At 68.3% G+C, this 14908-nt stretch carries 12 protein-coding genes; 8 read left to right on the forward strand and 4 right to left on the reverse strand.

The window, feature by feature from the left end; all coding sequences use genetic code 11:
• Window positions 1–175 precede the first annotated feature (175 nt).
• The 4 genes from yaaA (at window position 176) to ACJH6H_RS10475 (ending at window position 4447) form a co-directional block, all read left to right on the forward strand.
• On the forward strand, window positions 176–922 hold the full coding sequence (gene yaaA / locus ACJH6H_RS10460; protein ID WP_226518476.1) for a peroxide stress protein YaaA: 747 nt from the start codon (window positions 176–178) through the stop codon (window positions 920–922).
• A 151-nt stretch (window positions 923–1073) separates the two neighbouring features.
• The gene (locus tag ACJH6H_RS10465; RefSeq protein ID WP_226518477.1) at window positions 1074–2051 is read left to right on the forward strand and encodes a TerC family protein; all 978 of its coding nucleotides are present in this window, start codon (window positions 1074–1076) and stop codon (window positions 2049–2051) included.
• A 24-nt stretch (window positions 2052–2075) separates the two neighbouring features.
• Complete coding sequence (locus tag ACJH6H_RS10470) at window positions 2076–3497, forward strand: amidase (RefSeq protein ID WP_226522169.1); 1422 nt, start codon at window positions 2076–2078, stop codon at window positions 3495–3497.
• Window positions 3498–3529: 32 nt separating this feature from the next.
• A complete protein-coding gene (locus ACJH6H_RS10475) occupies window positions 3530–4447 on the forward strand; it encodes an alpha/beta fold hydrolase (protein WP_226518478.1) in 918 nt (305 codons plus the stop codon).
• 6 nt (window positions 4448–4453) lie between these two features.
• Here the strand turns inward: ACJH6H_RS10475 and ACJH6H_RS10480 are convergent, their stop codons facing one another.
• The 4 genes from ACJH6H_RS10480 to ACJH6H_RS10495 form a co-directional block, all read right to left on the reverse strand.
• Complete coding sequence (locus ACJH6H_RS10480; RefSeq protein ID WP_406774883.1) at window positions 4454–5761, reverse strand: competence/damage-inducible protein A; 1308 nt, start codon at window positions 5759–5761, stop codon at window positions 4454–4456.
• 37 nt (window positions 5762–5798) lie between these two features.
• Entirely contained in the window at window positions 5799–6017 is a 219-nt protein-coding gene (locus tag ACJH6H_RS10485; protein ID WP_226518480.1) for a hypothetical protein, read from the reverse strand.
• Between the two features lie 33 nt (window positions 6018–6050).
• A complete protein-coding gene (locus tag ACJH6H_RS10490; protein WP_318984981.1) occupies window positions 6051–8918 on the reverse strand; it encodes a glycosyl hydrolase 2 galactose-binding domain-containing protein in 2868 nt (955 codons plus the stop codon).
• A 154-nt stretch (window positions 8919–9072) separates the two neighbouring features.
• Window positions 9073–9810 (reverse strand): glucose 1-dehydrogenase, encoded by a 738-nt coding sequence (locus ACJH6H_RS10495; protein ID WP_226518482.1) that lies wholly within the window; start codon window positions 9808–9810, stop codon window positions 9073–9075.
• Between the two features lie 54 nt (window positions 9811–9864).
• Between ACJH6H_RS10495 and ACJH6H_RS10500 the strand changes: the two genes are divergently transcribed.
• From ACJH6H_RS10500 to ACJH6H_RS10515, 4 genes are all read left to right on the forward strand, one after another.
• A complete protein-coding gene (locus ACJH6H_RS10500) occupies window positions 9865–10644 on the forward strand; it encodes an HAD family hydrolase (RefSeq protein ID WP_406774815.1) in 780 nt (259 codons plus the stop codon).
• 137 nt (window positions 10645–10781) lie between these two features.
• Window positions 10782–11915, forward strand: coding sequence for a nitronate monooxygenase (locus ACJH6H_RS10505; protein WP_267317613.1), 1134 nt, complete (start codon window positions 10782–10784; stop codon window positions 11913–11915).
• Between the two features lie 153 nt (window positions 11916–12068).
• Window positions 12069–12641: a TetR/AcrR family transcriptional regulator gene (locus tag ACJH6H_RS10510; protein ID WP_226518485.1), complete on the forward strand. Its 573-nt coding sequence runs from the start codon at window positions 12069–12071 to the stop codon at window positions 12639–12641.
• On the forward strand, window positions 12638–14875 hold the full coding sequence (locus tag ACJH6H_RS10515) for a molybdopterin-dependent oxidoreductase (protein WP_226518486.1): 2238 nt from the start codon (window positions 12638–12640) through the stop codon (window positions 14873–14875). Before ACJH6H_RS10510 ends, ACJH6H_RS10515 begins: the two co-directional genes overlap by 4 nt.
• Window positions 14876–14908 lie beyond the last annotated feature (33 nt).

Here is a 14908-nt window from a genome sequence, read left to right on the forward strand (position 1 = left end):
CTCATTTTCGAGAGACCTCGACCTCTATCCCGGCAACGACGCGCCAACCACCTCTACACCCTCATCTGTGAAGAGCCACTTTAGGCCACCTCGACCACAGCGGCAAAGCAAACACCCATGATTGACAGGTAGATGGTACGCGCCGTACCAAGCAACGTCGGCTACCGTCTTCGCCGTGATCGTGCTGCTGCCGCCCTCTGAGACCAAGCGCCCAGGTGGAGACGGAGCGCCGCTGCAGCTCGGCGCGCTCAGTGTGCCGGAACTCACGCCGCTGCGCGCGGCGCTGGTCGATGAACTCGTCGAGCTCGCGGGCAGCCCGGAGGCCAGCCGTAAGGCCCTCGCCATCTCCGCGGCACAGGACTCCGAGATCCAGCGCAACGCCGAACTGCGCAGCGCCCCGACGATGCCGGCCATCGACCGCTACACCGGGGTGCTGTACGACGCCCTGGACATCGGCTCGCTGCGCGGCGCGACCGCAACCCGCGCCCGTTCCCGGCTCGCCGTCGGATCGGCCCTGTTCGGACTGCTGCGCGCCGACGACCCGATTCCGGCGTACCGGCTTTCGGCGGCATCGAAGCTGCCCGCCGGCGGCACCCTCGCCAGCCGCTGGAAGCCCGTCCTAGAACCCGTACTGGCCCAACTCCAGCAACAGGAGCTGATCGTCGATCTGCGGTCCGGCTCCTACGAGGCGCTCGGCAAGATTCCCGGCGCGGTGACCGTCGACGTCTACACCGAACACCCCGACGGGCGGCGCACCGTCGTCAGCCACTTCAACAAGGCCCACAAGGGCCGGTTGGCCCGGGCACTCGCCGGCAGCCGCGCCGAGCCGGACGACGCTGCCGGCGTCGCCGCCGTCGCGCGTCGTGCCGGCATGCGCGTCGAGCGCGACGGGGCACAGTTGACCGTCCTGGTCACGGCGTGACGCCGGCGTCTGCGATAATGGTTCTCGAGGGGAGTATTCCTTCGCCGCGGTGTCGTCATCACGTTGCCCAATGTCGGGCAGCCGGTGCCGTGGGCCGCTTCGGCGGTGGTAGAGACCTCGGTCGTTCACTGACGCCCGGAGGCACCCTCGCATGAATGTTTCGACGCTGGAATGGTCCATCACCCTCGGGGTGACGATCGCCGTACTGCTCTTCGACGTGGTGGTGATCGGCCGCCGCCCACATGAACCCACCACCCGCGAAACCGCGGGCTATCTCGCGCTCTACATCGGCCTCGCGGTCGCCTTCGGTATCTGGGTATGGCAGTTCCACGGCGGCGAATACGGCGTCGAGTACTTCGCGGGCTGGCTCACCGAATACAGCCTGTCGGTCGACAACCTGTTCATCTTCATGATCATCATGGCCAGCTTCAAGGTGCCTCGGGTGCTGCAGCAGGAGGTGCTGCTGATCGGCATCATCCTGGCGCTGATCTTCCGCGGCATCTTCATTGCCCTTGGCGCCGTTGCCATTTCGCAGTTCTCGTGGATCTTCTACCTGTTCGGCGCGTTCCTGGTGTACACCGCGATCAAGCTGGCCCGGGACACCGAACACGATGACGACGCCGAGAACTCGATGGTGCGGTTCGCCCGCAAGTACCTCAAGGCCTCGGACCAGTGGGACGGCAGCAAGCTGCACACCGTCGTGAACGGCAAGCGGGTGCTGACCCCGATGATCCTCGTCATCATCGCGCTGGGGACCACCGATCTGCTGTTCGCGCTCGACTCGATCCCGGCGATCTACGGCCTCACGCAGGAGCCGTACCTGGTGTTCACCGCGAACGTCTTCGCGCTGATGGGTCTGCGCCAGCTGTACTTCCTGCTCGGCGACATGCTCAAGCGGCTGGTCTACCTGTCCCAGGGCCTGGCCTTCATCCTCGCGTTCATCGGCGTGAAGCTGGTCCTGCACGCGCTGCACGAGAACACGCTGCCGTTCATCAACGGCGGCGAGCCCGTGCACGTACCGCAGATTCCCACGCTGCTGTCGCTGGCGGTCATCATCGTCACGCTCGTCATCACGACGGTGGCGAGCCTGTGGAAGACCCGCGCCGACAACAAGGCCGCTACCGCCTGACAGGCTGCCCTGGTGACCGATCTCATGGACGATGCCATCGGGCAGGCGCAGCTGGTGGCCAGCGGCGCCGTGAGCAGCGCCGAGCTGCTGGAGGCCGCGATCACCCGGCTCGAATCGGCGCGCCCGCTCAACGCCGTGATCACCGATCTGTTCGACCGCGGCCGCGAACAGGCCCGCCGGCTCGATGAGTCCGGCGCGCTGCGCACCGGCACGGCCGGACCGCTGGCCGGGGTGCCGTTCCTGCTCAAGGACCTCGGGGCGTCGCTGGCCGGCGCCCCGGAGGCCATGGGGTCACGGGCGCTGCGCGGCCATGTCGCCGACCAGACCGCCTGGATCGTGCAGCGGTATCTGGACGCCGGGCTGGTGATCTTCGGCAAGACCAACACCCCGGAGTGGGGCAACCACTGCACCACCGAACCGTCCCTGTTCGGGCCGACGGTCAATCCGTGGTCACCGGAGGTCACCCCGGGCGGATCGAGCGGCGGGTCCGCCGCCGCCGTCGCGGCCGGCATCGTGCCCGCCGCCTCTGGTGGCGACGGCACCGGCTCCATCCGGGTGCCGGCATCGTGCTGCGGCGTCGTCGGCCTCAAACCGCGCCGCGCCCGGACCTCGTTCGCCCCGAGCGGCGGGCACGGGCTGGAGGGGCTGGTCAACGAGCATGCCCTCACCCGCACCGTCCGCGACTGCGCGGCGCTGCTCGATGCCGTCACCGGTAGCGCGCCGGGCGACCCGTACTCGGCGCCCCGGCCCGCCCGGCCGTTCCTCGACGCCATCGCGCAGACCCCGGCGGCGCAACGCATCGCGATCGCGGTGGATTCGCCGTTCCCCGGGCCTGGCACCGACCCGCACGTCGCCGCTGCCGTCGAGGCCACCGGCGCGCTGCTGGCGAGCCTGGGCCACCACGTCGAGCCGTCGGCGCCGACCATCGATCCAGACGCTGTCGCCGACGCCGTCGCGGTGCTGCACCGGGTCAGCAACGTCCAACTGCATGAGCTGGCCGCGGCGCACCTGGGCCGCCCGCCGCGCGAAGACGAGTTCGAACCGAGCACCTGGATGATGATCCGCGAGGGATTCGCCACCACCGGCCTGGCCTACGCCGAAGCCATCGCGGCCGTCCACGACCAGACCCGGCGGTTCGCCGCCGGGATGGCCGGCCACGACGTCCTGCTGGTGCCGACACTGCTGTCCGGACCGCCGCCGTACGGCCTGCTCAATCAGGCCCGCGCCGGCACCCGGGAATTCTTCGACGTCGAATTCGCCACCACCGGCTGGACGTCACTGGCCAATGTGACGGGCTGGGCCGCCATTTCCCTGCCGCTGGGCCGCACCGCGGACGGACTGCCCATCGGCGTCCAACTGATGGCGCCGGACGAGACCATCTTGCTGCAACTGGCCCGGCAGCTGGAGCACGCCGCGCCCTGGGCCGACCGCTACCCACGCCCCTGAGCCCGCCCACCGCGCCGTGCAACAATTCGGGCATGGTCATGTCGATCGATCGCCCGAAGCTGGAAGGCAACATCGCCGTCGGCGAGGACCGCCAGATCGGTTTCGCCGAGTTCGGGGATCCGCAGGGACGCGCGGTTTTCTGGCTGCACGGGACGCCCGGCGCACGCCGGCAGATCCCGACCGAGGCCCGCGCGTTCGCCGCCCAGAAGAACATCCGGCTGATCGGCATCGACCGCCCCGGCATCGGCTCCTCGACGCCATACCAGTACGAGAACGTGCTCGGGTTCACCGAGGATCTGCGGACCATCGCCGACACCCTCGGCATCAACCGGTTCGCGGTGATCGGCCTGTCCGGCGGCGGCCCCTACACGCTGGCCACCGCATCCGCCATGCCCGACCGGGTCGTGATGGCCGCGGTGCTGGGCGGCGTCGCGCCGTTGATCGGCGAGGACGGCATCAGCAGCGGGCTGATGGAGCTGGCCAAGATCGTCCGGCCGATCATCGAGGTCGCCGACACCCCCATCCGCTGGGTGGCCGGTTCACTCATCAAGGTGATCGCGCCGTTCGGCTCGCCTGCCCTGGATCTGTACGCCCGCATCTCCCCCGACGGCGACCGGAACCTGCTGAGCCGTCCGGAGTTCAAGGCGATGTTCCTCGACGACCTGCTCAACGGCAGCCGCAAGCAGCTCGCGGCACCGTTCGCCGACATCGTCGTGTTCGCCCGCGACTGGGGCTTCAGGTTGGCGGACATCACGGTGCCGGTGCGCTGGTGGCACGGCGATGCCGACCACATCGTGCCCTACGCCCACGGTCAGCACGCGGTGGCGCGCATCGCCGACGCCGAGATGTACACGCTGCCGGGTGAGAGTCACCTCGCGGGTCTCGGTGTGCCCGAAGACATCCTGACCAAGATTCTCGAGGTCTGGGACGCCGACCTGGCCGCCCAGTAGAGAGGGTCAGACCGTCGCGGGCTGACCGCTGAGGACGCGGCGCAGCATGTGCATGGCGACGGTCGTCGAGCGCTCCCTGACGTCGGCGCGGTTGCCGGGCAGGTGGAAGGTCCGGGTGTGGTACGCGCCGTCGGCCAGCCCGACACTGAAACACACTGTGCCGACCGGCTTTTCGTCGCTACCGCCGCCGGGTCCGGCGATGCCGGTGATACCGACGGCGACGTCGGCTCCGAACCGCTGCAGCGCACCGGCCGCCATGGCCTCGGCGACCGGTTCCGACACCGCTCCGTGGGCCGCGATCAGCGTGGGGTCGACGCCGAGCAGGTCGGCCTTGGCCTCGTTCGAGTACGACACCACGCCACCGGCCAGGTAGGCCGACGAGCCGGGCCGGTCGGCCAGCCGCGCCGCCAGCAGCCCTGCCGTGCACGACTCGGCCGTCGCGATGGTGCGACCCGAAAGTAGTTGCGCCACTTGATCATCGACCAGGGCACCGTCCTCGGAGAAGACGTCGTGCGGATGCCGCTCTCGCAGCAGCGCGGCCAGTTGCCGGTAGCTCTCGGCGGCGCCGGGTTCGTAGCGGGTGACGATCTCCAGCTCGCCGCGGCGCAGACACGTCGTGATCTCCAGCCCCGCGAAACCGGTGACCAGGGTTTCCGCCTCCCGCAGGGTCTCGGCCAGCCCCGACTCGGGCAGGCCGAACATCCGGATGGTCTCCTGCCGGTAGACGGTGCGGCCCGCGATCGCCTGCTGCGCTGTCGCGGTCTCGATGGCGCGGCTCCACATCGGCCGCAGCTCGCGGGGAGGCCCGGGAAGCACGATCACTGTCGGCGCACCGCCGGTCCGGGTGACGACGACGCCCGGCGCCGTGCCGACGGGATCGAGGATCTCGACACCCTCGGCGCTCCCGCCCGCCGGCACCAGCGCCTGCTTACGGTTGGCCGCCCGTACCGCCTCGAAGTCGGCGCCCGGGAAGCGGCCCATGAAGGACCGCAGGATCTCGGCGATGCGCTCCTCGAGCGCTTCGTCGAGCACCAGCTCGCGGCCACAGAACCTGGTCACGACGGCGACCGTCATGTCGTCGGCCGTCGGCCCGAGGCCACCGCTCGTGACGATCAGGTCGACACCTTGTGCGGCAAGGAAATTGAGTTGGGCCTCGATGTCCTCGGGCCGGTCACCGCAGATGGTGATGTGCGCGAGTTCGACACCTAGTTCGAGCAGCCGATCGGCCAGCCACGGCCCGTTGAGGTCCTGGACCCGGCCGGTGAGAACTTCGGTCCCGGTCACCACGATGCCCGCACGCACGCCCATGGCGATCACAGTACGGCGCTGCCGGCGGGCACCGCGGACTGAGTCAGCCCGCCAGCCAGGCGCGCACGGTGTCGAGGTCGCGGGTGTAGTTCTCCATGATGTCTTCGTCGAAACGCGTGCCGCCGCTGATCGCGTCGTCACCGCGCCAGATGACCCGCACCCGGGACGCGCCACGCAGGTAGACGTCGACGCGGTCGTCCGTGTGGCGCTGCCACCCGCTTGCGGCGGTGCGCTCGGCCAGTGCGGAACGTTCGTCAGCCATCTGTCTCTCCTTCGTGTGTGCCTTCATCATGTCCTATGCGCCCGGCCTCGGGAACCGCGGTACCGCGTCGGGCGCCGCGGGCCGGACGTCGGGCTCGGCCAGACCGGGGTCGGCCACCGCGGCGCGGGACGCCGCCTCCGCTGAGTCCGCCGGCCGGTTGCTGCCCGTCACCGGGACCGTCACCGGCGGCGTGTTGTAGCCACCGACCCGGACCCAGCCCGCGTTCACACCCGGTTTGGGCACCAGGCCCCGGACATGCGCGGTCTCCCCCGGATACACCGTGACGTAGTTGTCGCTGTACTCGATGGGCAGGATTTCGTCGGCATTCGGAGCAGTGGTCAGCTCGGCCCGCTCGAAGAACGCCACCTGCTTGGTCGGGTTGCGCAGCGTGATGTCGACGACCTGCTGGCCGTCACCGTTCACCGAACCGACCGCGCTGACGTCCAAGCGGGCCTTCGTCATGTAGTTGAGCGGCGTCATGTCCGCCCACGCGGTCTGGTGCAGCTCGAAGGCGACGTCCTTGCGGGGGTCTCCGATGTCGTCCTGCTGCGACTGCCAGTAGTCGTTGTCGGCGATGACCTCACCGACCGGGTTCAGCAGCTCGCACCGCACGAAGAACACGCGGGAGTCCGGCACTTCGCGCGGCAGCGTCATCGCCACGGCGGCGGCACCGGAGACGACGTCGTACGGGTCGCTGGTGCGGTCGTCACGCACGTTCCCGTTGATGTCGTAGATGCGGGTTCGCACCCGGAGGCCGACGGCGTTCTCCGGGCTCTGGTTGGTGATGCTGACCTTGGCGGTGCTGTGGTCGCCCGTCGCGTACGAATCGAACGTCACCGACAGCGGCTGCAGGCCCTTCTTCGCGCCGTAGTACGCACCGCCGGGCCGCAGGTAGTAGTCGAAGATGTTGCCGAAGAACGACGGCCAGTGGTTGTTGAGCATCCAGTAGATCGTCATCTTGTGGTCCGCCCAGCCCAGCGCGGCGAACGACTCGAACTGGGCCCGTGTCGCCTCGTAATGGGCGAGCTGGGCCTTGCGCGTGAATTCCTCGGCGCCGCTGGACGATCCGTAACGCTGCACGACGGCGTCGCGGATGCTGGCCAGAGCCTCGTTGCCGGGATTGGAACCGGCGTGGAAGTACCACATGTCGTTGATCGGCCAGAGCTTGTCCGGCGGGATGAACTTGCGCAGGCTCGCGAACGGCGGGATGTGTTCGTTGTCGCCCTGTTCGGCCGACGCGCCGCGCGCGGCGGCGTAGTCGCCGTCGAACCAGTACGCAGGGGGCCGCCACGTGTAGGGGCCGGCCATCTGGATGCCGTCCCACAGGCGGTTGCCCGACGAATCGGTCGTGTACGACGACACCGTGTCGACAACGGCGTTCTGCCAGTGCAGCTTTCGCAGAATCTCGTGGTACTGCTCGAGGATGTCGGCGGGCGGGTGCCCGTCACTGGCATTGGCCCAGACGAATGCCGACGCGTGCGATCGCAGCATCATGATCTGCGAGCGGAGGCTGTCCTGCGCGACCCGGTGGTCCTCCTGGCCCCACTGCGGCCACTTCTCCCACTGGTTACAGCACATCCAGCCCACCATGAGTGGGATACCCAGTTCGTCGGCCCGCTCGATGAAGCGCGCGCCGGGAATCTTCGATTCCATCCGGATCATGTTCAGGCCCAGATCCTTGACGTAGCGCAGGATCGCGTTGTCTCGGTCGGGGTCATCGCGGTACAGCAGGTCGGGAGTGTATGTGGCCCCGCGCGCCAGGAAATCGCGACCGTTGACCTTGAGGAAGAAGTTGCCGCCGGAGCCCAGTTGCGGGAATTCCTCGCTGCCGTCGCGGCCCTGCTCGATGGACCGGATGCCGAAGCGCTGCTTGAACTCGTCGGTGGCCTGGCCGTACTGCAGGAACTGGATACGGAGGTCGTACAGGTCGGGCCGGCCCATGGTGTACGGCCACCACAAGTCCGGATGGGAGAGGCGCAATGCCTCGTAGTCGCCGGGACTGAACGTGACGTCGCGGCTCTCCCCCGGCCCGAGCGACACCGGCTTCTCGATGTGGATGTCCGCCTTGCCGGCGCGAGTGATGGTCGCCCGCACGACACCGTTGACGCGCTGGTCGGAGTAATTGGTCAGGCCCGACCGGACGCTCAGCTGGGCGCTGTCGGTGCGCGGCAACGGCAGCTGGCTGTTCACGGTCGCGTCGGTGATCGCCACGTCGCCGGACATCTTCAGGGTGACGGGCTTGAGGATGCCGGCGTTGCGGTCCGCCACGAACGAGTTGCCGTTGGCCGGGTTCTTGCCAGGCCCTTGATAGCCGAGATAGTTCCAGTTAATCCAGTCGAACCAGCTGTCGGCCAGCTCCACGCCGTCGACGTCCTGCAGCGCGCGCTCCGGGGTCACCTTGACGGCGAGTGTGTTGGTGCGGCCGCGGTCGATCCACCTCGACACGTCGAGGGTGTGGTCGACGTACATGCCCGCGATCTGCCGGCTGTCGGCGATCTGATGCCCGTTCAGCCAGATCTCGGCCCGGTAGTTGATGCCGGGAAAGTTGAGGCGGTACGTCGAGTGCCCCGCCGGCGCGACGAAAGTGGTGCGGTACCACCAGTCCTGCTTGTACAGGTCCTGCGGCACCTTGGTCAGCAGGTTGTCGCCGTAGTAGAGGTCCGGGTACGTGCCGTCGTCCTGCAGTGCCTCGAGCACCGTCGCCGGCATGTGCCGCACCTGGTGCCAGCCGGGCCCGGCAGCGGGGAATCCGTCGAGGCTGAGCTGCGCGCCGGTGGCCACCATGCCCTGCGCGGAGGACAGCTGCCAGCCTTGTGCGAGTTCTACTTCGGCGGCCGCGCTCATGGGCCTCAGCAGGCGCGGCAGATCGCCGGTGCACGCGAACAGCAGCACCAGAGACATGACGGCACCCAGCACTGCACCGCGGCGCAACTCGGTCGAGATAGCCCTGCTCCCTCCGAAACGACAGCATCTGAACGCGCTTCTACAACCGAACGCGCGATGTGGGGGCACCTCATTGTGCCCCGTCAGACCGGCAGTTCCGGAATCGCTGAGGTCAGAACTTGTGTGGCACGTCGGTCGTCAGGCCGCCGTCGACGACGAACTCGCTGCCGGTGGCAAACGACGATTCGTCACTGGCCAGGAAGACCACGAAGGTCGCTACCTCATCGGACTGGCCGGGCCGGCCGAGCGGCGCGATCATCATGTCGTCGGGAAAGTATTTGGTCATCGGCGTGCGGATGAAGCCCGGCAGGATCGTGTTGACGCGGATCTTGTCCTTGCCCAGGTCGATGGCCGCCGATTTGGTCAGGCCGCGCACCGCCCACTTGGACGCGACGTATGCATGCAGCAGCGTCGCACCGCGCATGCCCTCGATGGATGAGATGTTGATGATCGAGCCGCTGCCGGCCTCCCGCATCGGCGCGACCACGGCCTGCATGCCCAGGAAGGTGCCGGTGAGGTTGACGTCGATGCACTTCTGCCACTTGGCCATGTCGAACTCGCCGATCTTGCCGAGGGCACTGATTCCGGCGTTGTTGACCAGGACGTTGAGCAGGCCGAACTGTTCGGTGGCCGTGGCCACTGCCGCTGCCCACTGGTCGGCGTCGGTGACGTCGAGGTGGACATAGCGGGCAGCGTCCCCGAGTTCGGCGGCCAGTGCCTCGCCGGGCTCATCGAGGATGTCGCCGATGACGACCTTGGCGCCCTCGCCGACCAGCATCCGGGCATGTGCCGCGCCCATCCCCCGAGCGCCGCCAGTGATCAGTGCAACTTTTCCGTCCACGCGTCCCATGACGGGTCACGCTACCGTCCGGCGGATGAAGAAAATCCCGGCATACTGGTCAGCATGTCTGCGCTGAACGCAGAGCCGATCACCGGGCCCATCACAGCGGTCGACGCCGATGACCTCGGCGAGACAAGCTCGCGCGTCGGTGCTTTCTTCGACGTCGACGGCACGCTGGTGTCCGGCTTCATCGCGACCGTGCACGCCGCCCACCGGTTCCGGCAGCGGCAGGCGGCTTTCGGCGAGCTCACCGGAATTCTCGAGGCGACGGTGCGATACAAGTTGCGCCGCATGGAGTTCGAGCGCTTGCTGGTGCGCGCCGCCGGCTACCTGCGCGGCGAATCCCTCGCCGAGCAGGAGGCACTCGGCGAGCAGCTGTTCCACAGTCACGTACAGGCCAAGATCTTCCCGACCATGCGCGAGGTCGTGCGCGCCCACCAGCGGTCCGGCCACACGGTGGTGCTGAGTTCGTCGGCGCTGACCATGCACGTCATGCCGCTGGCCCGCTATCTCGGCGTCGAGCACGTCATCTGCAATCACTTCACCGTCGATGCCGACGGCACCCTCACCGGTGACATCGTGCGGCCCATCGTCTGGGGCCACCGCAAGGCCGCTGCGGTCGAGGCGTTCAGTCAGGCGAATCAGGTTGACCTGCAACAGAGTTACTTCTACGCCGACGGCGACGAGGACCTGCCCCTGATGCGCGTCGTGGGGCACCCGATTCCGGTCAATCCACGGCCCGGGCTGGCAGCCGAAGCGGAGCGACTCGGGTGGACGGTGGTCCGCGCGGCGGCCGCGCCCAGCGCTCGACCGGGCTGGCTACGACGACTCACCCGTCGCTGAGCTTCTGGAACGGCCGTCGCCCGAAATCTGGGCCCGAATCCGCGCGTAGCCTTGCGCGCCGGACCGTCACGCGGTACTAAATTAGAACACGTTTCAGTTTTGCCGCTTCCGCCTCGGCCCCAGCACAAGGAACCCCAATGCGTACCGCTATCTGCGACCAACTCGGCATCGAATACCCGATCTTCGCCTTCACCCACTGCCGCGACGTGGTCGTGGCAGTCAGCAAAGCCGGCGGCTTCGGTGTCCTGGGCGCGGTCGGCTTCTCCCCCGAACAGCTCGAGATCGAGCTGAAGTGGATCGACGAGAACATCGGCGACCACCCCTACGGCGTCGACATCGTCATCCCCAACAAGTACGAGGGCATGGACCAGGTCGACCTGGATCCCGAGGTGCTCAAGAAGCAGCTCAACGCGCTGGTGCCGCAGGAGCACCTGGACTTCGCGAAGAAACTCCTCGCCGACCACGGCGTGCCGGTCGACCACAGCGACGACGACGCCCTGCAGCTGCTCGGCTGGACCGAGGCCACCGCGACCCCGCAGGTCGAGGTCGCGCTGCAGCACCCGAAGTGCACGCTGATCGCCAACGCGCTGGGCACCCCGCCGAAGGACATGATCGACCACATCCATGCCGAGGGCCGCAAGGTCGCCGCGCTGTGCGGCTCGCCGTCGCAGGCCCGCAAGCACGCCGACGCCGGCGTCGACATCATCATCGCCCAGGGCGGCGAGGCCGGCGGGCACAGCGGTGAGATCGGCTCGATCGTGCTGTGGCCCCAGGTCGTCAAGGAGGTCGCGCCCGTCCCGGTGCTGGCCGCCGGTGGCATCGGCAGCGGCCAGCAGATCGCCGCGGCGCTGGCGCTCGGCGCACAGGGCGCGTGGACCGGTTCGCAGTGGGTGATGGTCGAGGAGAGCGAACACTCCGAGCAGCAGCACGCCGCCTACGCCAAGGCCAGCAGCAAGGACACCGTGCGCAGCCGGTCGTTCACCGGCAAGCCGGCGCGGATGCTGCGCAACGACTGGACCGAGGCCTGGGAGAAGGAAGGCAACCCGAAGCCGCTCGGAATGCCCTTGCAGTACATGGTTTCCGGCATGGCGGTGGCGGCCACGCACAAGTACCCCAACGAGAGCGTCGACGTCGCGTTCAACCCCGTCGGCCAGGTGGTCGGTCAGTTCACGAAGGTCGAGAAGACCGCCGCGGTGATCGAGCGCTGGGTGCGGGAGTACCTGGAGGCCACCGGTCGGCTCGAGGAACTGAACGCGGCCGCGTCCGTGTGATCGAGGCCGGGCTTTTCCGGGCACAACGCCGCTTACGCCGCGGATCGCAGCCAACATGTGGCTGCAATCCGCGGCGTAACGCTTCAACGTGAGCATAGACCCGTGCCCACGGATTATGTATGGTTACATACATAATCCGACGGAAGGGCGCGGATGGCTGGTCCACGTGAACGCATGATCGTGTCTGCGGCACTGCTCATCCGTGAGCGCGGCGCGCAATCGACGGCCATCGCGGACGTGCTCGCCCACAGTGGGGCACCCCGCGGCTCGGCATACCACCACTTTCCCGGCGGGCGTACCCAACTGCTCTGCGAGGCAATCGATTTCGCCGGCGAGTACATCGCCCGCCGGATCGACAAGGCCGGCACCGCACTCGAGGCACTCGACGTGCTGGTCGACGGCTTCCGGACCCAACTCACCGAGACCGGGTTTCGGGCCGGCTGCCCCGTGGTCGCGGTCGCCGTCGAGGCCGACAACCCGCCCGTCATCGAACGCGCCGCCGCCGCCTTCACCCGCTGGCTCGGCCGGCTCGAAGCGCAGCTGCGGACCGAAGGCGTGTCCGCCGAACAAGCCGCCGAACTGGCCATGCTCGCCACCACCGCCATCGAAGGCGCCGTGCTGGTGGCGCGCACCACCGGCACCACCACCCCATTGGACCTCGTGCATCGGCAGCTGCGCGCCCTCGTGACTGCCGCAACCGACCCGGAACGGAAGGCGTTGTCATGACCGAAACCCAGGAGTGGCAGTCCACCGCATGCATCCTGTGCGAGTGCAACTGCGGCATCGTCGTCCAGCTGGAGGGCCGGACGCTGTCGAAAATCCGTGGGGACAAGGCACATCCGGCCTCGCAGGGCTATACCTGCAACAAGGCACTGAGGCTGGACCACTATCAGAACAACCGCGACCGCCTGACCTCGCCGATGCGCCGGCGGCCCGACGGCACCTACGAGGAAATCGACTGGGACACAGCCATTTCCGAGATCGCCGAGGGCTTCTCGCGGATCCGCGACGAGTACGGTGGCGACAAAATCTTCTACTACGGTGGCGGTGGCCAGGGTAACCACCTGGGCGGCGCCTACAGCGGCGCGTTCCTCAAGGCACTCGGCAGCCGATACCGGTCAAATGCGTTGGCGCAGGAGAAGACCGGTGAATTCTGGGTCGACGCACAGCTCTACGGCGGACACACCCGCGGCGAGTTCGAGCACGCCGAGGTATCGGTGTTCATCGGGAAGAACCCGTGGATGTCGCAGAGCTTCCCGCGCGCCCGTACCGTGCTGCAGGACATCGCGAAAGACCCGCAGCGGTCGATGATCGTCATCGATCCCGTACTCACCGACACCGCCAAGATGGCCGACTTCCACCTGCGGGTCCGACCCGGGACGGACGCGTGGTGCCTGTCGGCCCTGGCTGCGGTACTGGTCCAGGAAGACCTCTGCGATGAGGCGTTTCTCGCCGAACACGTCACCGGCGTCGAACCGGTGCGGGACGCCCTGCGCGCCGTGGACGTCGACGAGTTCGCCCGGCGCTGCGGCGTCGACGCCGAGCTGCTGCGCGCCGCGGCGCGCCGGATTGCCGGGGCGGCAAGCGTTTCGGTGTTCGAGGACCTCGGCGTTCAGCAGGCGCCCAACAGCACCTTGTGCTCCTACCTGAACAAGATGCTGTGGATCCTGACCGGCAACTTCGCCAAACGCGGTGCGCAGCATCTGCATTCGTCGTTCGCGCCGCTGTTCGCGGCGGGCGGCGTGGGCCGCTCGCCGGTGACAGGCGCACCCATCATCGCCGGGCTGCTGCCGTCCAACGTCGTGCCGCAGGAGATCCTGACCGACCATCCGGACCGCTTCCGCGCCATGATCGTCGAGAGCAGCAATCCGGCGCACTCCATCGCGGACTCGAACGCCGTGCGCGACGCACTCGGCGCGCTGGAACTGGTGGTGGTCATCGACGTCGCGATGACCGAGACCGCCCGACTCGCCCACTACGTGCTGCCGGCGGCGAGCCAGTTCGAGAAGCCCGAGGCCACGTTCTTCAATCTCGAGTTCCCGCACAACACCTTTCATCTGCGCCACCCCCTGATGACGCCGCTGCCCGGCACCCTGCCCGAACCCGAGATCTGGGCGCGGCTGGTGCGCGCGCTCGGCGTCGTCGACGACGCTGAACTCGACCCGCTGCGCCGGGCCGCCCGCGAGGGCCTCGACGCGTACCTCGGAGCGTTCTTCGGGGCGGTCGGCGCCAATCCGTCGCTCGGCCGGGTGTTGCCGTACGTACTTTACGAAACCCTGGGCCCGACGCTGCCGGATGGATTGGCCGGTGCGGCCGCGTTGTGGGGGCTGGCGCAGAAGACGGCGATGACGTATCCCGATGCGGTCCGGCGGGCCGGCCATGCCGACGGCAACGCGCTGTTCACCGCGATCCTCGAAGGCCGCTCCGGGGTGACGTTCACGGAGCACGAGTACGCGGACGACTGGAGTCTGGTCACCCATGCCGACCGCCGGTTCGTCCTCGAGATACCCGAGATGCTCACCGAACTCGCGGCGCTCGCCACCGACCGGCCGCCGCTGATCTCCGACGAGTACCCGATCGTGCTGTCGGCCGGTGAGCGCCGGGCGTTCACCGCCAACGACATCATCCGCGATCCGGGCTGGCGCAAGCGCGACGCCGACGGCGCGCTGCGGGTCAGCGTGGAAGACGCCGCGGCGCTGGGCCTGGTCGACGGCGGGCGGGCCCGGATCACGACGGCCGCCGGTACCGCGGAAGCCTCGGTGGAGGTCACCGACGTCATGCTGCCCGGCCATGCGTCGCTGCCCAACGGGTTCGGCGTCGACTTCACCGAGGCCGACGGCGAGAAGCGGGTGCCCGGTGTGGCACCCAACAACCTCACCTCGGCGGACTGGCGCGATGCGTTCGCAGGGACCCCGTGGCACAAGCACGTGCCGGCCCGGATCGAGGCGCTGACGGTCTAGCCGGATGCCTGGGTGGCTTTGCGCGCGGCACCA

Source organism: Mycobacterium sp. SMC-21 (assembly GCF_045310825.1).
Classification (GTDB): domain Bacteria; phylum Actinomycetota; class Actinomycetes; order Mycobacteriales; family Mycobacteriaceae; genus Mycobacterium.